This is a genomic window from Rahnella sp. JUb53, assembly GCF_004346065.1.
Lineage (GTDB): Bacteria > Pseudomonadota > Gammaproteobacteria > Enterobacterales > Enterobacteriaceae > Rahnella > Rahnella variigena.
This window is the reverse complement of record NZ_SLYT01000003.1, coordinates 61821-83257: the sequence shown is the minus strand read 5'-3', so window position 1 is coordinate 83257 and position 21437 is coordinate 61821. Positions and strand designations below refer to the sequence as shown.

The 21437-nt window shown below is 52.8% G+C and carries 20 protein-coding genes; 13 read left to right on the top strand and 7 right to left on the bottom strand.

Annotation, left to right across the window (positions count from 1 at the left end; all coding sequences use genetic code 11):
• Positions 1–91: 91 nt before the first annotated feature.
• Positions 92–634 carry a glycosyl hydrolase 108 family protein gene (locus tag EC840_RS08145; RefSeq protein ID WP_129637886.1) on the bottom strand — a complete coding sequence of 181 codons (543 nt, stop codon included), beginning with the start codon at positions 632–634 and terminating at the stop codon, positions 92–94.
• 21 nt (positions 635–655) lie between these two features.
• Positions 656–1099: a winged helix-turn-helix domain-containing protein gene (locus EC840_RS08140; protein ID WP_243701045.1), complete on the bottom strand. Its 444-nt coding sequence runs from the start codon at positions 1097–1099 to the stop codon at positions 656–658.
• Between the two features lie 451 nt (positions 1100–1550).
• On the opposite strand from EC840_RS08140, the gene EC840_RS08135 reads away from it, so the two are divergent.
• A complete protein-coding gene (locus tag EC840_RS08135) occupies positions 1551–3632 on the top strand; it encodes a glycosyl hydrolase family 18 protein (RefSeq protein ID WP_129637884.1) in 2082 nt (693 codons plus the stop codon).
• Between the two features lie 115 nt (positions 3633–3747).
• Here EC840_RS08135 and EC840_RS08130 read toward each other — a convergent pair whose 3' ends face one another.
• Positions 3748–4644 (bottom strand): LysR substrate-binding domain-containing protein, encoded by an 897-nt coding sequence (locus EC840_RS08130; protein ID WP_129637883.1) that lies wholly within the window; start codon positions 4642–4644, stop codon positions 3748–3750.
• Positions 4645–4759: 115 nt separating this feature from the next.
• Between EC840_RS08130 and EC840_RS08125 the strand changes: the two genes are divergently transcribed.
• Positions 4760–6328 (top strand): MFS transporter, encoded by a 1569-nt coding sequence (locus EC840_RS08125; RefSeq protein WP_132964909.1) that lies wholly within the window; start codon positions 4760–4762, stop codon positions 6326–6328.
• Here the strand turns inward: EC840_RS08125 and EC840_RS08120 are convergent.
• Positions 6307–7083, bottom strand: a complete 777-nt coding sequence (locus EC840_RS08120) for a YdcF family protein (protein WP_132964907.1) — start codon at positions 7081–7083, stop codon at positions 6307–6309. The two genes, EC840_RS08125 and EC840_RS08120, sit on opposite strands and share 22 nt — an antisense overlap.
• A gap of 368 nt (positions 7084–7451) precedes the next feature.
• Here EC840_RS08120 and EC840_RS08115 point away from each other — a divergent pair, with 368 nt between their 5' ends.
• The 6 genes from EC840_RS08115 to EC840_RS08090 all read left to right on the top strand — a co-directional run bounded on the left by EC840_RS08115 (position 7452) and on the right by EC840_RS08090 (position 13551).
• Positions 7452–8051: a spore coat U domain-containing protein gene (locus tag EC840_RS08115; RefSeq protein ID WP_232829834.1), complete on the top strand. Its 600-nt coding sequence runs from the start codon at positions 7452–7454 to the stop codon at positions 8049–8051.
• A 63-nt stretch (positions 8052–8114) separates the two neighbouring features.
• The gene (locus EC840_RS08110) at positions 8115–8633 is read left to right on the top strand and encodes a spore coat U domain-containing protein (protein ID WP_112287776.1); all 519 of its coding nucleotides are present in this window, start codon (positions 8115–8117) and stop codon (positions 8631–8633) included.
• Between the two features lie 59 nt (positions 8634–8692).
• Positions 8693–9205 (top strand): spore coat U domain-containing protein, encoded by a 513-nt coding sequence (locus EC840_RS08105; RefSeq protein WP_240783332.1) that lies wholly within the window; start codon positions 8693–8695, stop codon positions 9203–9205.
• Positions 9206–9223: 18 nt separating this feature from the next.
• Positions 9224–10021 carry a molecular chaperone gene (locus EC840_RS08100; RefSeq protein ID WP_240783274.1) on the top strand — a complete coding sequence of 266 codons (798 nt, stop codon included), beginning with the start codon at positions 9224–9226 and terminating at the stop codon, positions 10019–10021.
• Positions 10022–10039: 18 nt separating this feature from the next.
• The gene (locus EC840_RS08095) at positions 10040–12586 is read left to right on the top strand and encodes a fimbria/pilus outer membrane usher protein (RefSeq protein WP_132964905.1); all 2547 of its coding nucleotides are present in this window, start codon (positions 10040–10042) and stop codon (positions 12584–12586) included.
• Positions 12583–13551, top strand: coding sequence for a spore coat protein U domain-containing protein (locus tag EC840_RS08090; RefSeq protein ID WP_132964903.1), 969 nt, complete (start codon positions 12583–12585; stop codon positions 13549–13551). Before EC840_RS08095 ends, EC840_RS08090 begins: the two co-directional genes overlap by 4 nt.
• 57 nt (positions 13552–13608) lie before the next feature.
• On the opposite strand, the gene EC840_RS08085 is transcribed toward EC840_RS08090, so the two are convergent.
• The 3 genes from EC840_RS08085 to EC840_RS08075 form a co-directional block, all read right to left on the bottom strand.
• Entirely contained in the window at positions 13609–14088 is a 480-nt protein-coding gene (locus EC840_RS08085; RefSeq protein ID WP_113878123.1) for a cold shock domain-containing protein, read from the bottom strand.
• Between the two features lie 108 nt (positions 14089–14196).
• Positions 14197–14850: a DNA oxidative demethylase AlkB gene (gene alkB, locus EC840_RS08080; protein ID WP_112287772.1), complete on the bottom strand. Its 654-nt coding sequence runs from the start codon at positions 14848–14850 to the stop codon at positions 14197–14199.
• A 52-nt stretch (positions 14851–14902) separates the two neighbouring features.
• Complete coding sequence (locus EC840_RS08075; protein WP_112287771.1) at positions 14903–15823, bottom strand: LysR family transcriptional regulator; 921 nt, start codon at positions 15821–15823, stop codon at positions 14903–14905.
• 92 nt (positions 15824–15915) lie between these two features.
• Between EC840_RS08075 and EC840_RS08070 the strand changes: the two genes are divergently transcribed.
• The 5 genes from EC840_RS08070 to EC840_RS08050 all read left to right on the top strand — a co-directional run bounded on the left by EC840_RS08070 (position 15916) and on the right by EC840_RS08050 (position 21435).
• On the top strand, positions 15916–16716 hold the full coding sequence (locus EC840_RS08070) for an isocitrate lyase/phosphoenolpyruvate mutase family protein (protein ID WP_132964901.1): 801 nt from the start codon (positions 15916–15918) through the stop codon (positions 16714–16716).
• Between the two features lie 32 nt (positions 16717–16748).
• On the top strand, positions 16749–17267 hold the full coding sequence (locus tag EC840_RS08065; protein ID WP_132964899.1) for an ATP-binding protein: 519 nt from the start codon (positions 16749–16751) through the stop codon (positions 17265–17267).
• Positions 17268–17377: 110 nt separating this feature from the next.
• A complete protein-coding gene (locus EC840_RS08060; protein ID WP_112287768.1) occupies positions 17378–18196 on the top strand; it encodes a shikimate 5-dehydrogenase in 819 nt (272 codons plus the stop codon).
• 372 nt (positions 18197–18568) lie between these two features.
• Positions 18569–20749: a DUF3274 domain-containing protein gene (locus EC840_RS08055; RefSeq protein ID WP_132964898.1), complete on the top strand. Its 2181-nt coding sequence runs from the start codon at positions 18569–18571 to the stop codon at positions 20747–20749.
• Complete coding sequence (locus tag EC840_RS08050; RefSeq protein WP_113876400.1) at positions 20746–21435, top strand: hypothetical protein; 690 nt, start codon at positions 20746–20748, stop codon at positions 21433–21435. Before EC840_RS08055 ends, EC840_RS08050 begins: the two co-directional genes overlap by 4 nt.
• Positions 21436–21437: the final 2 nt, after the last annotated feature.

Sequence of the window (21437 nt, the reverse complement as noted above, 5' to 3'; positions counted from 1 at the left end):
CTCTTTATGCATTTAACTGTCAGAAAAATCCACCTTTAATATTGATAAGCATTATGATTTGCATACGCATTCACCGAAGATTCCGACAAAATTAGAGATTTATCCGCCCCTTCATCCAGCCATAAACGAATGATTCGTTGGCAGTTCGCCCTTCAGCCAGTTCCAGGTAACGTTGCCCCTGACTGCAATTGAGGGAGGTGACAAGTACCCCGGCGCCTTCCGTACCGCGTTTCTCGATGAAATGCGATAACGCCTTTAAGGTGCCGGGGCCAATTTTGCCGTCAACGGTGATATCGGCATAATGGGCCTCCTCCTGATTAAACACATTCAGCCAGCGTTGCAACCATTTGATGCCGACCACCGGCCCCATATTAGTCCCGGTATCGCACAGTTCCAGCGCCAGCACGGGTGCGATGGCATAGACTTTGTCAAAACCCGGCTGATACCAGTAATTTTTCTCCAGGATCAGGTAGGCATCTTCTTTCGTGAAATCGACCATTTTCCCGGTGTAGCCATAACTGCGGGCGGTCTTTTCGGTAATACCCCAGTGGGTCGGGCCGCCGGTATCATTCGGGTGGTCAACATACCCGCCTTCGTTTTTTAGTACAGAATTGATCACTGGATTGGTAAACATAAGGTATTCCTCCGGCAACGATTAAAGTTGAAGCGTCAGGAACAACGCGGTACCGAGCAATAAAACTGAGACGATAAAACCAAACGCCAGCAGCCAAGGTCTGACTTTTTTGACGGGTGGGACCTTATCTTCCATGATTTCGACGGTGGCTGAGGTACTGACACGGATGCCTGATTTCGGCACGGTAATAAAAAATTCATCCAGCCCGGCAAATTTAAGATCACGACGAATTAAATAAAGAGTCTGAGTGAGGCTGGCATCGCTGGTGAATTTACTGCGACTCCCCCACAATGCTTGTGAGATTGCCTCTTTTTCGATGACTTCATCCTGGGCATGTTCAATTATATAACTCAGACAGCGAGCTCTCATTGACGTCAGTTTAATATTTACATCACTGTGGAGTTTTTTAAATTCCTTTGTTTTTTCATTAAACACATATTCACTATTTATCAGGTAAACAGCCATCATCCTCTCCCCTCCATTATTACAGCCATCTGAAAACCCCCACGTAATCTTTGCCGATGATTAAGCGTATCTACTTTTATTAATTTCTCCACAGGCAATAGGATTAATATTAAGTATTTTAGTTAAGATGTGACTCATAGAGAAAAAAACGGGGGGTATTAAGTAAAACTCAAAAAGAACTTAATTCTCAATCAACTACAACACACCACTCAAGCAACTGAATAGCAATGTTTTTATTTGCCAATTTGTGATATGTAATTTTGCCATCAGTGCGATTAATGACGACAGCAAAATAAACCAACACACACCATTTAAAAAGTAATCACATTTTTTATATTAGTCACTTTTATTTATATCTCAATGTGATTTGCTGGTTTTTAATTCCGCAACGATTATATCCACCAGCAGCAAACGGCTGTTGATGTATTCAATTAAACTTTAGGAAACTATTATGCCTACCAGCAGAATTATTCAGACCGATGAATTGACCAAAGCCTCTTATACTAAAGACGGTTTTGAACCGGCCACAGAAACAGAGAAATACAGCTATACCTCTGCACGTGTGACTAAACCGGTTTATAACAAATACAATACGGCGAATAAGCCTAAAGTATTTGGCTATTATACCGACTGGTCACAATATGATGGTCGTTTACAAAACCCTGAAATAGAAGCAGATAAAAGGGGGCGTGGTTTTGATTTGGCAAACATTCCACCAACCGCTTACGACAAAATCATTTTTGGTTTCGTCGGCATTGTCGGCGACCAGGGTGAGAAAGCGATTACTGTCGCCAATGCCGCACAGCAACTGGGCAAAACCACCCACCAGGCGACGTTCCTGGATCCGTGGGGCGATTTTGCGTCTTCGACTAACAACAATCTGGATAATCCGGGCTGGGTTGAACTTTCTCCGGCTAGCGCGACGCAAGCCAATGTGAAAGGTTTGGTTGGCGGCTTACGCGACCTGCAAAAACGCGCAAAAGCGGTCGGCCATGATCTGGTGCTTTCCATGAGTATTGGTGGCTGGACATTAAGTAACGGCTTCCACAACATGGCGAAAACAGCAGAAGGGCGTCAAATTTTTGCCAAAAGCGTCGCAAATCTGTTTACCCGTTTCCCAATGTTCAGCGAAGTGGATATCGACTGGGAATATCCGGGGAATACCGGGAATAACAACCCGTATGATGATAATGATGGCGCGAACTACGCATTGCTGATTGCTGAAATCACCAAAGAAATGGCGGCTATCAAGCGCTCTGATGTGAAAATCAGCATCGCCAGCTCCGCTGTCGTGGCCATTCTGGAAAAATCCAATGTTCCTGCCCTGCTGGCCGCCGGTCTGCATGGCGTCAACCTGATGACGTATGACTTCTTCGGCACGCCGTGGGCGGAAAAACTGACGCACCACACCAATCTGCATGCACTGGTTGAAGGCGGCTGGGGCATCGACACCATCATTGATTACCTGCTGGCAAAAGGCTTCCCGGCTGATCGCATGAACGTTGGCTATGCGGCTTATTCCCGCAATGCGCAGAATGCGGTACTGGAAAGCTATTCTCCGTTAGAAGGGACTTATACCCCTGATGCAGGCAAAACCACTGTCGGAACATTCGAAAGCGGCACCACCGAATGGTACGACCTGGTGAATAACTATCTGGATCTGGAAAATCAGTCAGGCCGCAACGGTTTTGATGTGTACACCGACCAGGTAGCGGATGCCGATTACCTTTACAACAAAAATTCCGGCCTGTTTATGTCGATTGATACCCCGCGTACCGTGCGGGAAAAAGGTCGTTATGTGGTTGAAAAAGGCCTGGGTGCGCTGTTTACCTGGACTATCGATCAGGACAACGGCCTGCTGGTGAATGCCGCACGTGAAGGCCTTGGTTGCACTATTCAAAATCAGGTTATCGACATGGCGCCGCTGTATTTTGAAGGGGTTAACATCAGTGGTCAGGTACCGGATGATGAAGTCCCAGCAGAAAGTAATGTGGCACCAACCGGTGATATTGCCCTGCAGGTGTTCAGCGGCGCGAAAGTGCGTCTGAGTGCAGCGGGTTCTGCCGACCGCGACAACGACAAGCTGACGTATAAATGGACCGCGCCAGCTGCCATTGCGCTGTCTTCTTATAGTGCTGTGTCCGCAGACTTCACCGCGCCTGAGCTGGTCAGTAAAGCTGACTTCAGCTTCAGTCTGGTCGTGACTGATGAGCATGGTGAGAAATCATCGTCCAAATCTATCACCGTGACCGTTCTGGGCAATGCAGCTGTTGAACCAGAACCAACCCCTGAACCGACGCCGGAACCGACACCAGAGCCAACGCCGGAACCGACTCCTGAACCAACACCAGAGCCGACACCAACCCCATCTCCGGCCGGCAAATATGCCACCTGGGAATCCAGCAAGGTGTACAACACGGGTGATAAAGTCAGCCTGAACGGTAAAGATTATCAGGCCAACTACTGGACGCAGGGCGACCAGCCGGGCAAAGCCGAATTTACCGGCGAATGGTCACAGTGGAAGCAAATCTGAACCTCGTCAGACCTGAGATAAATCTCGTCAGACTTGAGATAAATCTCTTCTGACCTGTAATAAACCTTTTTTGACCTGTATAAAAAGTACCACGGGGCCTTGTGCCCCGTTTTTTTTACTCAGGAGTGTGTTCACCAAGCACCTGCTTTTCAGTAAGAAAATCTATAAACACCCGCACTTTCGGCAGCATATGACGGCTGCTTGGCCACACCACGGAAAACTTCCCACCCTCTTTCAGATAATCTTGCAGCACCGCCACCAGTTCACCGGATTCAAGATAAGGCCGTACGATAAATTCCGGCACATAGGCCAGCCCCAGTCCCTGCAAGGTGGCCTGCAAAATCGATTCCAGATTATTGCTGCTCAGCGCCAGCGGCAGTTCAGGTGGCGTCACGCCGGTCATCTCCCATTCCTGCCACTGTCCGTTGCCCGGAAACCGGTAGCGCAGACAGGCGTGCTGATAAAGATCGTCAGGTCTTAGCGGCGCCGGATGGCTGGCGAAATACGCCGGACTTCCTACAATGGCAAACCGGAACGGCCCGAGGCGGCGTGACATCATTTGTGAACTGTTCAGTTCGCCGCTGCGGATGGCGATATCAAAGCCTTCGTCGATGACATCTGCCATCCGGTCGCTGAAATCCAGATCCAGTTCGACGTCGGGATAACGCTGACGAAATTCCGGCAGATGCGGCAACAACATGCGGTATCCAATAGCGGGCGCGGTAATGCGTAATTTTCCGCGTGGCACAGCAGAAATTCGCACCAGTTCCTGCTCCGCCTCTTCCAGTTGCGAAACGATTTGCTGGCAGCGTTCGAAAAATAGCTGGCCTTCATCGGTCAGGCTGATGCGCCGCGTGCTACGGTTGAATAGCCGCACGCTGAGTTTTTCCTCCAGCCGCGCCACACTTTTGCCAACCGCCGAGGCTGAAATCCCCATGCGCTCCGCCGCCGCCGCAAAACTCTGACTTTGCGCCGCGCGGACGAAGGCCAGCAGGCCGTTGAGGTTCTCCATTTTCCCTTCCCGATTATTAGAGCGTTTTAGTCCTTAATCATCGGACTTATGGCCTGTTTCCGCAAGATTGCAGACATTTTATCATCATCTTTATTCTCAATTGTCGGAAGCAGCCATGAACTCATTAACAGCCCTCTCAACGGGCAGCCTGCGCGTTTTGTTTACCGTATGTCTGGCGGCGGTGATTTTGCCGCTTAATTTTGTCAGCGGCGCAGTGGCAACGCCCGCTATTGCCCGCGAACTCGGCGGCAGTGCGCAGGCGCTGAGCTGGATAACCAATTCATTTATGCTCACTTTCGGCTGCTTTCTGATGGCCGCCGGTGCGCTGGCCGATGAACTGGGGCGTAAAAAAGTGTTCATCAGCGGTGTCTCGCTGTTTGCGTTGCTGTCGTTATTGCAGGCTTTCAGCAGCAATTTGCTGTGGATTGATCTGCTGCGCGCCGCACAAGGCATCGCGGCGGCGGGCGCACTGGCGGGCGGTGCGGCGGCTCTGGCACAGGAATTCGACGGCGCAGCGCGTACCCGGGCTTTCAGCCTGATGGGCAGCAGTTTTGGCATCGGGCTGGCCTTCGGTCCGTTCCTCGCGGGCGTGCTCATCGCCCACTTCGGCTGGCGTGCGGTGTTTTTCTCCGCGACGGTGATTGCAGCTCTGGCGCTGGTGAGCGGTGCCAGTAAAATGCGCGAAACCCGTAATCCTCAGGCGACGGGTATCGACTGGCCGGGTACCGTCTCCTTCACCGCCATGCTGGCATTGCTGACCTGGGCACTGATGGAAATCCCGCAATCCGGTCTGCAAAGCGTCCGGGTACTATCGCTGCTGGCGGGTGCGGCGCTGTTACTGGCCGTTTTTGTCATGGTTGAGCGTCGCGTATACAACCCGATGCTCGACTTATCGCTGTTCCGCTATATCCGTTTTATTGGCGTGCAGGCGCTGCCGCTGGCGACCGGTTTCTGTTTTGTGGTGCTGCTGGTGATTTTGCCAATGCTGTTTATCGGCGTAGAAAATCTTAGCGAAGAACGGGCCGGGCTCATGATGATGGCGCTTTCGGTGCCGATGCTGGTGGTTCCGCTGCTGGCGGCATGGCTTACACGCCGGGTGTCCGCAGGCGTGTTATGCACCTCGGGTTTGGTGATTGCCGCCGCCGGATTAGGCTGGTTAAGTCAGGCGGTACTGGCGCAGGATATGACCGCGATGATTGCGCCGATGGTAATGATCGGCATCGGTACCGGTCTGCCGTGGGGACTGATGGATGGATTGTCTGTAAGCGTCGTTCCCAAAGAACGGGCGGGCATGGCGACCGGGATTTTCAGCACCACGCGGGTGGCCGGAGAAGGCGTCTCACTGGCAATCGTCGGTGCCATTCTTTCGGCATTAACGCATACCGCGCTGACGGCAAATTTTGCAGGCAGCGCGATCAGTGTTCAGGCGGTGAGTTCCCCGGCAATCAGTCAGGCGGCGCTGCGGCTGGCGACCGGTAATCTCGCCGTGGCGCAACAGCTTATTCCACAGGCCAGCACGGCGCAGCTTCAGCAGATTTATGCCGCTTCACTGCATCCGTTACTGTTATGTCTGATGGCGATTACGCTGTTCTCTGCGCTGGTGGTGCTGCTGGCGCTGCGCGGGAATCATCAGGATGGATCCGATCCTGTACCTGCCGGATGTCAGAAGGATCTGTCGCCGTAATCCGCTTCCAGCACCGGTTTCAGCCGGGCATAAATTTCCTCAATCTCTGCCGGAATATCCACTTCTGCGATAAAGCCCGCCCCGCGCGGGCCATAACCGCCAGGGGCGTTACGCAGGCGCGGGATTTCACCGAGCAGCAGCGACACAAACCGTGGCAAGGACCACAGGCTGTGATGCCCTTCTCCGGCAAAACGCAGTCCGCTGCCATCACGTTCCAGCTGAGGCACCAGCACCGGCCAGTTAACAAATGTCACTTCAGGGCGATCGCGCCAGACGTGGCGGAAACTGGCATCGGTGCGCAGCTGCATCAGCGGATCCTGCACCAGAGTGATGTGTGTGGAGCGATCACCGGCCAGATCCAGCACCCGTCGGGCCTGTAAGGCATTGTCGCCACAGTTGGTTGAGGCGGTTTCCAGCAAAATCTGCTTTTGCGGCGCGGCGCAGCACTGAACGCCGATATCGTTCAGCACTTCGGCCTCACTGCGACCTGATGTATGGATGTGCCGGTAGCGCACATGCGTCTGCACCGCCTGATACAGCAAGTCTGTGGAATGCCCGATGCCTCCGGCAATCAGCAAACGGGAAATCCGCCCCTGCGCCAGCGCCTGAAACGCCGCTTCGGCAGTCGGCAAAATCGCGTTGCCCAGCAGGATCATCAGAGACGGTTCACCTTCCGGTCCCTTTCCTGACGTCTGATCAAAGGCCAGAAAATGCGCCAGCCGGTTCATGTCTTGAATCACATCATCTGAAAACATCAGTAGCTCCGTTGAACTATCACGAGAAGCACATTGATAACATTACAAAATCAATGGTTAAAAAACCTCATCGTTTAGTGGTCTTAACGCAATCATTAACAACACAAAAAATAAATAAACAGGATTAAAAATGGATAATTTTGAATTTATAGAATTTTTATCCTTATTAACCAGAATGCTGAAAAGATCCCCTTAAGGTAAATTTATTAACTTATATTTAACCATAACGGCGTTTTTCATCATGCGCATAAAGTCAGGGCTCCGTTCCATTGTGAAGGGAAAACATAACACCCGGCCTGAACGCTGTTAATTACCGGCTTTTTTTGCAGTTTTTTAGCGTTAATTATTGACCACCAGAGGATTTCCACATGCAACGCCGTTGCATGAATACACAACTGTGTAAGCGGTTATTGGGAGTCATCATGGGCGAAAAAAAATCATTATTACTGGCCGGTCTTGCTGCTGCAACGCTGATCTTAGCGGCGGGTGTTCAGGCAGCCGGTACCTTAACAGGGCAGGTAGGCGTTCAGCTGACCATCAGCACCGGTTGTACTGTCGGTAACGGCACATCAACGGGAGGGACCAACCAGTGGGGTACCCTGAACTTTGGTAACTACGCTGATCTGACCAGCGTGATCAACGGGACAGTATTTGGTGCCAATGGCACCGGTGCCGTCACCATCACCTGTAGCACCGGACTGACACCGACGCTGTCACTGAACGGCGGACTGGCGGCAACCGGCGGGCTGCGGACCATGACATCCAGCGGCAACAGCATTCCTTACCGCCTCTATTCTGACACTGCACGTACCACAGAAATCGCCATCAATACGCCGATTACTCTGACGACGGGCACCACTGCGCAAAATATCCCGATTTATGGTCGTGTGCTGCCTGCTGACCAGACCAGCACCACACCGGCTGCGGGGACGTATAACGATACCGTTGTTGCCACTCTTTCCTGGTAAGGCTGTTTTCCATCAGAGCCGGTTTCGGCTCTGACTGGCTTTTGTTTCAAGGAAGGAAAGATCATGGACATCAAGGTACTGCTGCTATTGCCGGCTGCCCTGCTGGTGTCAATGCAGTTGCGCATTCCATTCAGCCAGGCGGCAACGATAGGCATCAGCGCCACGTTGCTGCCCGCCTGCAATGCGGGAACCACGACGTCCGGCAGCACCAGTTTCGGTACGCTGAATTTTGGCAACTATGCGTCGCTCACCAGCGCAATTAACGCCACCAGCGCGCAACTGGCGGGGTCGATTCGCGTGAATTGCGTGAACGGGCTGACGTATAAAATCGTCATGGATGGCGGCAGCAGTGGCGTTGTTACCGCCCGCAGGATGGTCAATACCACAAACAGCGCACTGACCTTGCAATACAACCTTTACACCACGGCGGCGCGTACCACCGTCTGGGATAACGTGACCGGTGTGAGCGGAACCGGTAATGGCGCGGATCAGTGGAGCACGGTCTATGGCCGCGTTCCTGCTCAGACCACGCCTGCTGCCGGTGTTTATCAGGATACGGTGAATGTCACCGTATCCTGGTAGAGGTTTTTATGCCTGGCCGTTTGCTGGTGCCACAGGTGCTGCTCATATTGCTGCCGCTGATGTCGTTGCCGCTGATGCCGCTGATAATGTGCAGTTCAGCGCGCGCCGCGACAGCCACCGCCACATTTACCGTCACGGCTACGCTCACCAATGGCTGCGTTTTCGGCAGCTCACTGTCCAGCCCGACCACCAATCTCGGCACCCTCAATTTCGGCTCATTTCCTTCCGTTCCCACCAATGTCGATGTGGTCAGCACCTCAGGTGCAGGCTCGGTGGTGGTCACCTGCACGCCGGGCACCACGGTGGCGATTGGTATGGATTACGGCATTCACGGCGGCTCCGCCGCACAACGTTACATGGCCAACAGCGGTGCCACCGCGACGCTTGGCTATCAGCTTTATCAGAACGCCGCACGCACCGTGGTTTGGGGAACCGGCGCGCAGGCGATGACCATCAGCAGCTTTCCCTCAACAACACAAACTTACCCGGTCTATGGCCGGTTGTTTTCTTTCACGACGTCACCCACTGCGGGCACTTACACCGACACGGTAACCGTGACTCTCACTTATTGAATCATCAGGATATGAGCTATGACGACGATGTTCTCACGCATGATGGCTGCCACCACTCTGGCTATGGCTTTGTTTTCCGGTACGGCGGTTCAGGCCGCCAGTTCGGTGCTGGTGTGGCCGGTCTATCAGATTATCGAATCCGATCAGAACGGATCGGCCCTGTGGCTGGAAAACCGTGGCGCAGAGCCGGTGTCTTTACAGGTGCGCGTGCTGGCCTGGAAGCAGGAGAATTTTAACGAGAAATACGCCGATCAAACCAACGTGGTCGCCAGTCCGCCGTTCGCCACCGTGCCGCCGGGCCAGCGCCAGCTGATCCGTTTGATCCGCAACACGCCGGTGCCCGCGAATACCGAACAGGCGTACCGCATTATCATCGATGAAATTCCGTCTCCGCTGAACAGTGCCGGTGAAGGCAAAGACAAGGCGGTAGTCGGGCTGCAATTGCAGATGCGTTATCTTCTGCCGCTGTTTATGGATGGCGGCAGTTTATGGACCAACGATCGCCCTGATATGAAACGCGATGAGTCAACGGCGACCCGCCCGATCCTCACCTGGCGTTCGGTATCCGAAGGCGGCAAAACCTATTTGCAGGTGCGCAATACCGGCATTGTCCATGCGCGTCTGAGCAACGTGTTCTGGTCATCCACAGGCAATCAGAAGCAAGGCGTCAAAACCATGGTCGGCGGTTTTATGGGGTATGTATTGCCGGGGCAGCAGATGCGCTGGCCGGTGCCGGCGGGCGTCACGCCGGGCGCACAGCTCAATGCGCAAATTGCTGATAACACCAAACCGATTGTCATTCCACGCGGCGAATAACAGCAGGAGCCGCCACGGATGCCAAAAAGACCGCTTCCCGGTGCAGGTTGTCAGCGTGTGCTGATTTTCCGTGGAAGCCTGTGCCTGTTGTATCTGAGCGCCTTCGGCGTGCAGGCACAGGAATATTCTTCACTGCCCGATGCCCCGCGAGCGGCACCGGTGGTGACCGACGCCATGTTTTATCTGTCGATTGTGGTCAACGGCCAGACAGATAATCAGGTGGTGCCGGTGACGTATCGCAATAATGCCTATTTCGTGGAAGCCGGTGTACTGGCAAAAAATCACATCCACATTAACGGTCAGCAGGGGCTGATCAATGTCGGCGAATTGCCGGACGTTAAAGCAAAATACGATTCGGCCACCCAGCAACTGGTGTTAACCGTGCCGGACGCCTGGCTGCCGAACCAGAAGGTCAGTGGTGATCCGCTGATGAATTACACGCCGTCGCAAAGCAGCACCGGCCTGCTGTTTAACTATGACTCGTATTACACCGACCCGCCCGGCGGTTCTAAATCTATCGCCACCTGGATGGAGCAACGGTTATTCAGCAGCCTCGGGTTGCTCACTAATACCGGCACTTACCGCTATAACATCGACGGTTCGGGCAATAACGAAAATGGCGGCAGCACCGCGCAGGACGGCTATCTGCGTTACGACACTTTCTGGCGCTTTACCGACGAGAAGAACCTGATCAGCTATCAGGTCGGGGATTTCGTCAGTGACTCCCTGACCTGGAGTAACTCGGCGCGCATGGGCGGTTTGCGTATCAGCCGCAACTTTGCCGTTCGCCCGGATCTGGTGACTTATCCGCTGTTGCAGTACAGCGGCACGGCAGCGGTACCGAGCACCGTTGACCTGTTCCTCAATGGCTACAAGGCCAGCAGTAATAACCTGAATTCCGGGCCATTTACGCTGACCAACGTGCCGTATATCAACGGTGCCGGTGAAGCGACGATTGTCACCACCGATGCGGTCGGACGTCAGGTTTCCACCAGCGTGCCGTTCTACGTTTCTAACACCCTGCTGCGTAAAAACCTCAGTGATTTCGATTTCTCGCTCGGGGCGGTGCGCAATAATTATGGCGTCACTAACGGCGATTATTCGGATGCCGCATTCAGCGGTATTTATCGTTACGGGCTGAGCGATTATCTGACGCTGTCCGGTCATACCGAAATCGTACAAGGTCTGGCGCTGGGAGGATTAGGGGCAGATGTGGCAGTGGGAACCTGGGGAACGCTGAGCGTTTCCGGCAGCCAGAGTAAAGCCGACCATCCGCCGGTCAGCAGTGATAATCAGACAGTTACGCAGGATAATGACAACAACGGGCAGAGGCCGGGCATCCCGAATTCCAGCGGCGAAATCGACAATCCGCTCGGTGAGAATATCACTGACAAAAAGGATGGCAGCCAGTACACGCTGGGTTATTCCTACTATTCGACGGTGTTCAGCCTCTCGGCGCTGCGTTCAAAACGCACGGTGGGTTATCAGGATCTGACGTCTTACACCAGCGACACGCGATTAAGTCGTCAGGCGGATCAGGTGACGTTCAGTACCTCGCCGTTCGGGCCGTCGAACGGCACGATGGGCATCGGCTATTACGACGTCGAAGCCTATGACAATTCGCATACGCGCCTGGTGAATTTCTCCTACAGCCGCTCGCTGTGGGGACAAAGCAGCATGTTTTTATCTCTCAACAAAACGCTGGGCGACAGCGGCTATAGCGCGCAGCTGCAATTTATCATTCCGATTGGCACCAATATCAACATGAATGCCGGTGTGCAGCGTGACAATGCAGGCAATTATCAGGAGCAAATCGGCGCCAGCAAAGCCACGCCAACCGACGGCGGACTCGGCTGGAATCTGGCCTACAGCGGCGGCAACAATCCGTATCAGCAGGCTGATGCCACCTGGAAATCACGCTTCGCCACGATTCAGGGCGGCTTCTACGGCAATCAGGGCGATTACACCAACTGGGCTGACTTAAGCGGTTCAATCGTGTTTATGGCCAATGACTGGTTCCTTTCTGACAAGATTAATGACGCCTTTATCGTGGTCGATACCGACCATTACGCCGACGTTCCGGTACTTTTCGAGAATCAGAAAATGGGCAAAACCGACAAGAAAGGCCATCTGCTGATCCCGACCGTCAGCTCGTATTACCCGGCCAAAGTGGAAATCGATACCCTGCCGCTGCCCGCCGACGTGGTTGCGAATAACGTCAATGACCGCATCGCGGTGAAACAAGGCAGCGGCGTGGTGGTGAAATTCAGCGTGGAGAAAGTGCTGTCGGCCAATATCACCCTGCACGACGCTGCCGGACAACCGCTCAAGCTGGGCACACTGGTTACAGAGCAAAATACGCAGCAAACCACCATCACCGGTTACGACGGGCTGGTGTACTTCTCGCATCTGAAGGAAAACAACGTGCTGACTATCCAGCAGGAAGATCATTCAGTCTGTCGGGTCAGCTTCACGCTGGATCCTGATCGCCACAGCATAGAGCAGGTGGGGCCGCTGTCATGTCCGGGTGGCAAAACAGGCGCATCAGCAGGAGATAAATCATGAGAATGTTCAGGCAGTGGATACGTCAGGGATTGCTGCTGATGCTGTTGGCGGGCGTGTCATCGCAGGCTTTTGCCGGCTGTACCACGGCGGCCACCACCATCACGCTCGGTACCCAAAACTCGTTTGCGGTCAGCACTTCACCGCTGGTGACTTCTGGCAGCAGCGGCTTAAGCTGCACAGGCCCCTTACTGAGTATCGCCGGCACCAACACGATAACCGCGACCATTGGTGCCACACTTCATCCCAGCGGCACGCAGCCCCGCCTTTACAGCGCGGCAACCGGCCAGTATCTGCCTTACAACCTGTGTAAGGACAGCAGCTGCGGCACGGTCTATAACCAGGGCGATGTGATCAGCTGGAGCAGCACGACAGCCCTGGGATTACTGGGATTGTTCTCCGGGCCGAATGGCACGTTACCGCTGTATGTGATGCCACAAACGCTGTCCAATCTGGCGGCCGGTACCTATACGGATACCATTCCTATCGCCTGGAGATGGAACATCTGCTCGGTGGCCGTTGGCACGTTGTTGTGTATCGCCGATACCGGCAATGTCAGCGGTTCCGTCAACCTGACGCTTAACGTCACCAATTTTTGCTACATCGACAGCGCGCCGAACGTAGGTTTTGGCAGCGCTGCCCTGCCTTCCGGCCTGACTACGGTGGTTGCCAATACCATCAGCGTGCGTTGTACGCTTAACGCCAGTTATTCCGTTAATCTCACCAGCAGCGTAGCGGCATCCGGCCAGTACCGGCAGATGGCCTCCACCGTCGGCGGCACCACCAGTTATCTGCAATATCAGATATTTAAAGGCGACAGCACGGTGTGGACGGCGGCAACTAACAGCAGCGCGACCGGTACCGGCACATCACAATCGTTTCCGTATACGGCTTCCGTGAATTTGTCGCAAAGTAATCAGCCCGCCGGAAACTACAGCGATACGGTGACAGTAACCGTGACGTATTAACGAGGGAGGAAACAGAACCGGTGCAGCGAATGCGCACCGGTTTTGGAACAGAAAATCTTAAAGTGCTTTCAGCGTTTTGACGGTGGCATCCACATCAATTTCATCTTCCGTAAACACATAAGTGCTGTTCTGGAAGGTGGTGATCAGCAGCTTTTTCATGGTGCGCGTTTCTGCTTTCTTCTCTTCTTCCTGCGGGCGGATGCGGTTCATCAGCAGGCCCACGGACAGCACGGCGTTTTCTTTGTCGATCTTCGACTCTGCCGGTACTTCTTCGTTAAACGCCAGGAAGGACTTGATGCTGGTGATTTTGATGCGCTCACCGGCAATAAAGATGTATTTGCTCTCCGGCTCGACTTTCACCGCAAAGGCGGAAAGACCTTTGTTATTGGTGGTCGGCTCGAAAGTGACTACAGCATCTTTTTTAATCAGCTCAGGGTTTGCAACTTTAATCACATGGAAATAACGGTTATCGCCGTTTTCATCTTTGATAAAACCGAAACCTTTATCTTCAAACCAGGTTGTGATTACGCCGTTCATCGCTTACCGCCTAAGTAATTATCTATTCAACATGTCAGTTTTTGCAGGGCGGCAGTGTAAAGCAGAATGAGGATAAAGTCCTGTGCTTTACTGCCCGATGCCCTCACTTTATATCGCTTTTCGGAACGTCAGATTAAATCGGTAGGATCCGGTCAGCGGATGCTCGCCCGCTTTCAGCGGCAACACGCCATGATAACGCAGCCGCGACGGGCCGCCCCACACCACAATATCGCCATGCGTTAACTGCACACGCTGTGTTTTATCGCTGCGCTCCATGCCGCCAAACTGAAAAACAGCCGGTAAACCCAGCGAGACAGAAACAATCGGCTGGCCGAAATCGTGCTCGTCTTTGTCCTGATGCAGGCTCATTTTGGCACCGGGCTGATAACGGTTGATGAGGCAGGCGTCCGGCTCAAATCCCGGGAATCCCGCCTGTTCTGCCGCTTTCACCGCCATAGCGCGAAACAGTTCCGGCATCGGCGGCCATTGCTGATGGCTTTCCGGCGACGTCGCCTGATAACGGTATCCGGCTTTATCTGTCACCCAGCCGACATCCCCGCAGTTGGTCATCGCCACCGACATCGCATAACCGCCGGGCGTCGCGCGATACTGAAAAGGTACCAGTCCGGCAATACGATCGATTTCCGCCAGCAACGCCACATCGTCTTGCAGCGCAGCACCGCGTAAAACTACCGCGCCGGGACACAAGTCTTCACGCCAGTTCGGGTGAAAATCCGGGTGATCGAAAAGATCCAAATTCATAAGCGCCTCCGTTCATGCGTATCGGTTAAGTATAACGGATGTGGCCAGACAGTCATGGACGCTGCCAGCGCGCGGCCAAAAAGTCGAGCAGCGCCTTCGCCGCCGGACCGGTACGCCGGTTGGGTCGCACACAATAAACACCGGTTTCCCGCCCTGTCCATTGTGGCAATACCTGCACTAAATCCCCTGCGGCAATCGCCGCCGCCATGGTGACCGCGGAATGAAACGCGATACCTTGACCATCAATACACAGCCGACGCGCGGCATCGGCGTTATCCACTTTGACCGATCCTTTTGGCGCCAGTATTCGCTCTTCTCCATTCGACTCTCTGGCATTCGATCCTTCAGCATTCAAAAATAGCCGCCAGAGCACACCATCCTGACTGGCGGAAGAGACAATGCACTCATGCTCGTGGAGATCTTCCGCGCTCAACGGCGTGCCGCGTTTTTTCAGATAAGCCGGAGCCGCCACCAGGATCCGCCGGTTATCCAGCATCTTGTGTGCAATCAGAGAAGAATCCTTCAGGCGACCAATCCGGAACGCCAGCATGATGCCTTCTGACACCAGATCAACGTAGTCATCGGTCAGACGCAGATCCAGTTGCACCTGTGGACAGGTCGCCAGAAACTCGCTCAGATAAGGCACGATATGGGTATGACCGAACGCCACCGGCGCGCTCACGACCAGCACGCCATAAGGCAGCGTCTGTTCATCACGCACCATTCCGGCAGCATTATTGAGCTGCAACAGCGCCTGATGGCATTCGGCGTAATAGCGTTTGCCGGTTTCCGTCAGCGACATCGCCCGCGTGGTGCGGTTCAGCAGCGTGGTGCTCAGTTCCTGTTCCAGCATTTTAATAAAACGACTGACAGAAGAAGGAGTAATGCCCAGCGCGCTGGCGGCACGGACAAAACTATGATGTTCAACCACCGCGACAAAGGTTTGTACCAGATGCAGGGACGGCGCGTTCATTATTGCTCTCAGCGAATGAATGAATGTTATTTCCGGCTATTATCAGGAAAATTAAGCATGATTAGAATGATTCTTTTTTGAGGAACCCTTCCATGAAAACGCCATCTGCCACCTTATTTCGTGAACTGCATCTGCAACAAACTCCGCTGAAATTACCCAATGCCTGGGACGCAGGCAGCGCGCGCCTGATTGAAAGTCTGGGGGCGACAGCCATTGCCACCACCAGCGCGGGCGTCGCCTGGTCACTGGGCTATCGAGATGGCAACCTGTTGCCCGTTGAGGAATATGTCGCACGCGCGGCATCGATTTCTCGGGTGATTTCAGTGCCGTTGTCTGCGGATATCGAAGGCGGTTACAGCGATATTCCGGCGACGGTGGCGCTAACCGTCTCACGATTTATGGATACGGGCGTGGTGGGTATCAATATTGAGGACGGCGCAGGCGATCCGCATGTGTTGTGCCGGAAAATTGAAGCCATCAGAACCGCCAGCGCCCGCTGCGGTGTAGATCTTTATATCAACGTGCGCACCGACGTTTACGCACGCAATTTGGTGCCTGCTGGCGAAAAAGCAGCGGAGGTCATCACGCGGGCTCAGGCTTACCGCGACGCCGGAGCCGACGGCATTTTTGTCATCGGGCTGGCGGAGGCAGAAGAAATACGCGCCATTGCTGACAGCACGGATCTGCTGCTCAATGTGGCAGTCTGGCCGGGACTGCCGCCGGTCAGCGAGCTTGCAGGCATTGGCGTACGCCGCCTGAGCGCCGGTTCCTGGTTGCCGCAAACGTTATGGGCGCACAACGCGCAGTTAGTCAGCGGGTTCCTGCAACACGACGAAATGACGCCTATGCTGGAAAATGCCGCGCCATATTCAGAAATTAATGCGATGTTTTAATGACTCAGATACCGCCTGAACCGGAGAGATAAATGAATTCCACAGCCAGCCCCGAGAATGTCACGCAACCGCGCCCGGCAGTTCTGCATATTCTATGCGGGAAAATAGCCTCGGGAAAATCCACCCTGTCCCAACATCTGGCCAGCGCGCCTTGCACCGTCGTGCTTAATGAAGACCCGTGGCTTGCTCATCTTTATCAGGATGAGATGCACTCTGTGGCGGATTATGTCCGCTGCTCGGCCAGACTCAGACAAGCCATTGCCCCGCATGTGATTTCACTGCTCAGGGCCGGTGTCTCGGTCGTGCTGGATTTTCCGGCTAATACGGTGTCGAACCGTCAGTGGATGATGAGTCTTATCACGGGATCGGGCGCAGACCATCAGCTGCATTATCTGAACGTACCGGAAGAAGTGTGTAAAGCCCGGCTGCGGGCGCGGAACCAGGCCGGAACACATCAGTTTAGCGTCACCGATGAGCAGTTTGAGCTGATATCCCGTCACTTTGTCGCACCGGAACCGGAAGAAGGTTTTCACGTGATCACACACGATTAAGCTTCCACCTCTGACCGTCCCGGAACAGGATTATTGTCGGGGCGTATCGTTTCAGCTAAGGTGCTCTGACAGGCCGCAAGGTCATAAAGAATATCTGAAAGGAGAACGAAATGAGTCGGGAAATCAATAAAGACACGCAGTTGTGTATGTCCCTTTCCGGTCGTCCGGGAAATTTCGGCACGCGTTTTCATAATTACCTCTATCAGGCGTTAGACCTGAATTTTGTCTACAAAGCTTTCTCTACCAAAGATATCGAAGCCGCGGTGAAAGGCGTCCGCGCACTGGGCATTCGTGGCTGTGCCGTGTCGATGCCGTTCAAGGAAGCCTGCATCCCTTTCCTCGATGAACTGGATCCTTCCGCCACCGCCATTCAGTCCGTGAATACCATCGTCAATGACGACGGCTTCCTGCGCGCGTACAACACCGACTATATTGCGGTCGCCAAATTGCTCGACAGCTATCAGGTACCACGCGACGCCGTTTTTGCCCTGCGCGGCAGCGGCGGTATGGGCAAAGCGGTGGTCGCGGCCATCCGTGATGCCGGATTCAAAAAGGGCTATATCATTGCCCGCAACGAAGCCAATGGTCGTGCGCTGGCAGAAGAATATGGCTATGAATGGAAAGCCGAAGTGGATGATTTACCGGTGGATATGGTGGTGAACGTCACGCCAATCGGTATGCCCGGCGCCGCAGAAGCAGATTCTCTGGCGTTTGAAAAGCAGGTCATCGACCGCGCCAGCACCGTTTTCGACGTGGTCGTCGCGCCGGGTGGAACACCGCTCATCCGCTATGGTCGCGAACAGGGTAAAAAAATCATTACCGGTGAGGAAGTCGCCGCATTACAAGCCGTCGAGCAGTTTGTGCTGTACACCGGCAAACGCCCGTCTGATGAGCTGATTGAAAAGGCAGCGGCGCACGCACGGGGCTGATTTCCCGTCAGAACGTAAAAAGCCTCTCATATGAGAGGTTTTTTTATCCTTAATAATATCCAGGTTACGTAGTATCAATATTTAAATAAAATTAATCCTCGCTGAAATTTCGCATACATTAATGTGCTTTTATTATGAATCAATGATAAGTTCATCTTTCGTCAGATTAAAACCTCAACCACTCGTTATTTATTTCAATAATTCATATTTATTAAAATAGCCATTCAAATAAGGCGTACTGACTACTTTCTCATTACCATGGGAATTACTTAATTAAATAATACAGGATCATTTAATAATCTTGATGAATAACAGGATGGTCGCTACGTTTATTAAAACTCATTCACGACAAAAAAGAATAAGGAAATCATCATGACAGACAGCACAGAAAAAAAGAGACCACCGCGCCCGCCGGTCTGGCTGGCGACCGGCTGCATTGGCGTGCCCACGGATGCGGGGCCGTCGATGTACGTGACTAAATGTGCGGTTCCGCGCCCCATGCCCTGCATTGTGATTTTGGTTCACGGCGTTAACGATGTGGGAGAAGCCTATCAGAATCAGGAAAAAGGCATTATCGCGGGGCTGAATCAGCGATTAGGCCGCAATGATCTGACGTGTCACGAATGGTCAGAGAAAGAATTCCAAATCAGGGACGCAGACGGAAAGCAGCAGACATGTACTGACACCGATAACAAACAGCAGGAAGTATTATCGGATGTGGCCTCCCCCGTTATTCCGTTTTACTGGGGCTACAAACCGGTAGACCACGCAACCTATATGGCCGATCAGGAAGACTATATAAAGCAAATGCAAAAGACTTACCGCAGCCCTGAAACGCCGCTGCCGTATGACGCTTTTCAGGAATATGACGAATGGATAATAAAAAGGCATGACAGAAAAAACATTGATAATTACGCCAACGTGTTAGACCCGAACTTTGCCAAAGGCGGCGGCACCTTTGCCAACGCCACAACCAATATCCCGGATATGTTCGGACCAGGCGCGAACGGGGCGATGATGGGTATTCCCAAAGCCATGAGCCAGAACAACGCGCCAGACCGCACACACCCCATCTATGATAATCCGCACCGGATTTATCAGGCATTTGCCGCGCACCGGCTGGCCGATCTGATTTTAACAATTCGCAGAAAAAGCCCCACAACTGCAAAAGATGTGATCAATATCGTCGCCCACAGTCAGGGAACAATCATCACCATGTTAGCCAATATGATGGTTAAAGCAGCGGGGGAGGATCCGGCGGACTGCGTGATCTTCAATCATTCGCCCTATTCGCTTGAAAACCGGAGCATGGAAATGGGCTTGCCGGGTAATCAGCAAACCACCGCCGCCCGCGAAAAAACATTTAAAAACTTCTGCGCACTCATGCGCACAAACGCAAGGTATCAGGACGGCGGCGATGGCCTGCACAGCGAAGCGGATACCCAAAAGCTTTACGATACGATTTGCATTAAAAAGGCCGGGCCGTGGTATCAGGATCCGCGCCACCGGCGTAATAATTTCGGCAAAGTCTATAACTACTTTTGCCCGAATGATCAGACCGTATCCCTTGAACCGATACAGGGTTTCGGCTGGCGTGGCGTCCCCGACAAGATAGCCAACACCATCCCTAATCTGCGCCAGCGGGTATTCGCGCAGAATGAATTAGTGGGCGTGAAAGCGTCCGGCCCGTACCGGTTTGCGGAGCCCATAACGCAGGGTAAAGGCGTTTATACCGGCGCGGCGCAATGGTTTGCAAACGCTACATACTCGTTTAATGATGTGACGGTGACGGGAGAAGAACTGCCGGAGCCATTTATTTTTGAATTGCAGGGGCAACGCCACCAGGGGGGCGAAAAATACCGTTCAAAAATGAGCGGGCCGGATATTGAGATCGCCAGCGCCAATCTTGCCAGTCAAACCACAATATCAGAACGGCGGGAGGTTCCCCCCTATGATCCTTTTGTTCAGATGCAGGCGGGACACTCTTTAACAATGAATGAATGCCGTATTCTGAGCGGCTATTTATATCCGGCAGGGCAAGCCGTTATAGAAAATGCAGCGATCATTGATGTTAACGGGGAAAAATATTTTTCATACCATCGGACAAAAACACCGGAAGAAATCAAAAAAGAAATCGACAAGGCACAATCCACGGTATTAAGTCAGCATTCCTCTATTGTCATGAGTGATAAAGCGCCAGCTATGACAATGGCTTACGATCTGGCTATCGGTCAGTGTAAATCTCACGTTATTGAAGACGGAGAATTCTGGCGGGGTTTGTTGCACCGTGCAGACTGGCGGCGGGAATATAACCCTAACGATAATGCCGCAGAATATTACCGCAGCGGAAAATTAAACAAAGATTTAATTAAAAAATTTATGAACAAACCCGACGAATTTTTGCCGAAGGGAGAATTTGAGGTAGTTAATGATTACGGGCCGCGCACCCGTATTCATGCGACTCGATATCCTGCAATACATAATCAGGAAATCCCTGTTTACCAGTGGCCGATGCCCCCCACGCTGACTGCAAAGGAATTAAAAAGAACATGAAAACACACCCACGTATTGCTGCCGGTCTGGCGGCGCTTTTACTGGTTGCCGGATGTTATGGGCGTACCAGCGAAAAACCGGCGCAAATCATTTACCGTTTTGACGATCATCGCTATCTGGAATTAGTGGGTTATTATTGCCAGGGGGCTTTAAATTATGTCGATACAAAACGCGGAATAAAATCAGAACTTTATAGCCAATTTTATCAGGCTTTTGGTAGTAAATTTATTCACCCATCTGATAAATATATCGCGATCCCATCTTGGGAGGTTGGAGGTTTTACAGTATCAAAAGACTATGGGCAAACATGGCAGGTTGCACCAATAAGTGATGGCAGACCAAACCGAAAAGAAGTAATTTCATTCACTGTCGTTAATAATCGCGGATATATGCTGGCAAAAGACGGGCGTTTATTCGTGAGTTCAGCGCCATTTGATGATCCGCGCATTCTTCCAGGCGGACCAGGGATAGATTATTTCGTCGAGGGTGAACGCGGCACCATCAGGCCACAATCGCCGGGGCGGGCGTGGGGAATGGAATTCCTGTCGAAAGAGGTTTTGAAAGGTTCGACAATGGAATTACATTCAAACTGGGATAATTTCCCGCAAAAAGTACCCGAGGTAAAAAATTATCAGGGATGGGATCATATGAAATGTAATCCAGGTTTGGGGCTTGAGGAAAAATGAAA

What these genes read in the sequence shown, in the direction of transcription:
- EC840_RS08075 (WP_112287771.1), bottom strand. Translation starts at nt 15,823, where the DNA reads ATGAACGCGCCGTCCCTGCATCTGGTACAAACCTTTGTCGCGGTGGTT.
- EC840_RS08140 (WP_243701045.1), bottom strand. Translation starts at nt 1,099, where the DNA reads ATGGCTGTTTACCTGATAAATAGTGAATATGTGTTTAATGAAAAAACA.
- alkB (WP_112287772.1), bottom strand. Translation starts at nt 14,850, where the DNA reads ATGAATTTGGATCTTTTCGATCACCCGGATTTTCACCCGAACTGGCGT.
- EC840_RS08060 (WP_112287768.1), top strand. Translation starts at nt 17,378, where the DNA reads ATGAGTCGGGAAATCAATAAAGACACGCAGTTGTGTATGTCCCTTTCC.
- EC840_RS08135 (WP_129637884.1), top strand. Translation starts at nt 1,551, where the DNA reads ATGCCTACCAGCAGAATTATTCAGACCGATGAATTGACCAAAGCCTCT.
- EC840_RS08095 (WP_132964905.1), top strand. Translation starts at nt 10,040, where the DNA reads ATGCCAAAAAGACCGCTTCCCGGTGCAGGTTGTCAGCGTGTGCTGATT.
- EC840_RS08065 (WP_132964899.1), top strand. Translation starts at nt 16,749, where the DNA reads ATGAATTCCACAGCCAGCCCCGAGAATGTCACGCAACCGCGCCCGGCA.
- EC840_RS08090 (WP_132964903.1), top strand. Translation starts at nt 12,583, where the DNA reads ATGAGAATGTTCAGGCAGTGGATACGTCAGGGATTGCTGCTGATGCTG.
- EC840_RS08105 (WP_240783332.1), top strand. Translation starts at nt 8,693, where the DNA reads ATGTCGTTGCCGCTGATGCCGCTGATAATGTGCAGTTCAGCGCGCGCC.
- EC840_RS08120 (WP_132964907.1), bottom strand. Translation starts at nt 7,083, where the DNA reads ATGTTTTCAGATGATGTGATTCAAGACATGAACCGGCTGGCGCATTTT.
- EC840_RS08055 (WP_132964898.1), top strand. Translation starts at nt 18,569, where the DNA reads ATGACAGACAGCACAGAAAAAAAGAGACCACCGCGCCCGCCGGTCTGG.
- EC840_RS08125 (WP_132964909.1), top strand. Translation starts at nt 4,760, where the DNA reads ATGAACTCATTAACAGCCCTCTCAACGGGCAGCCTGCGCGTTTTGTTT.
- EC840_RS08100 (WP_240783274.1), top strand. Translation starts at nt 9,224, where the DNA reads ATGACGACGATGTTCTCACGCATGATGGCTGCCACCACTCTGGCTATG.
- EC840_RS08085 (WP_113878123.1), bottom strand. Translation starts at nt 14,088, where the DNA reads ATGAACGGCGTAATCACAACCTGGTTTGAAGATAAAGGTTTCGGTTTT.
- EC840_RS08110 (WP_112287776.1), top strand. Translation starts at nt 8,115, where the DNA reads ATGGACATCAAGGTACTGCTGCTATTGCCGGCTGCCCTGCTGGTGTCA.
- EC840_RS08050 (WP_113876400.1), top strand. Translation starts at nt 20,746, where the DNA reads ATGAAAACACACCCACGTATTGCTGCCGGTCTGGCGGCGCTTTTACTG.
- EC840_RS08115 (WP_232829834.1), top strand. Translation starts at nt 7,452, where the DNA reads ATGCAACGCCGTTGCATGAATACACAACTGTGTAAGCGGTTATTGGGA.
- EC840_RS08130 (WP_129637883.1), bottom strand. Translation starts at nt 4,644, where the DNA reads ATGGAGAACCTCAACGGCCTGCTGGCCTTCGTCCGCGCGGCGCAAAGT.
- EC840_RS08070 (WP_132964901.1), top strand. Translation starts at nt 15,916, where the DNA reads ATGAAAACGCCATCTGCCACCTTATTTCGTGAACTGCATCTGCAACAA.
- EC840_RS08145 (WP_129637886.1), bottom strand. Translation starts at nt 634, where the DNA reads ATGTTTACCAATCCAGTGATCAATTCTGTACTAAAAAACGAAGGCGGG.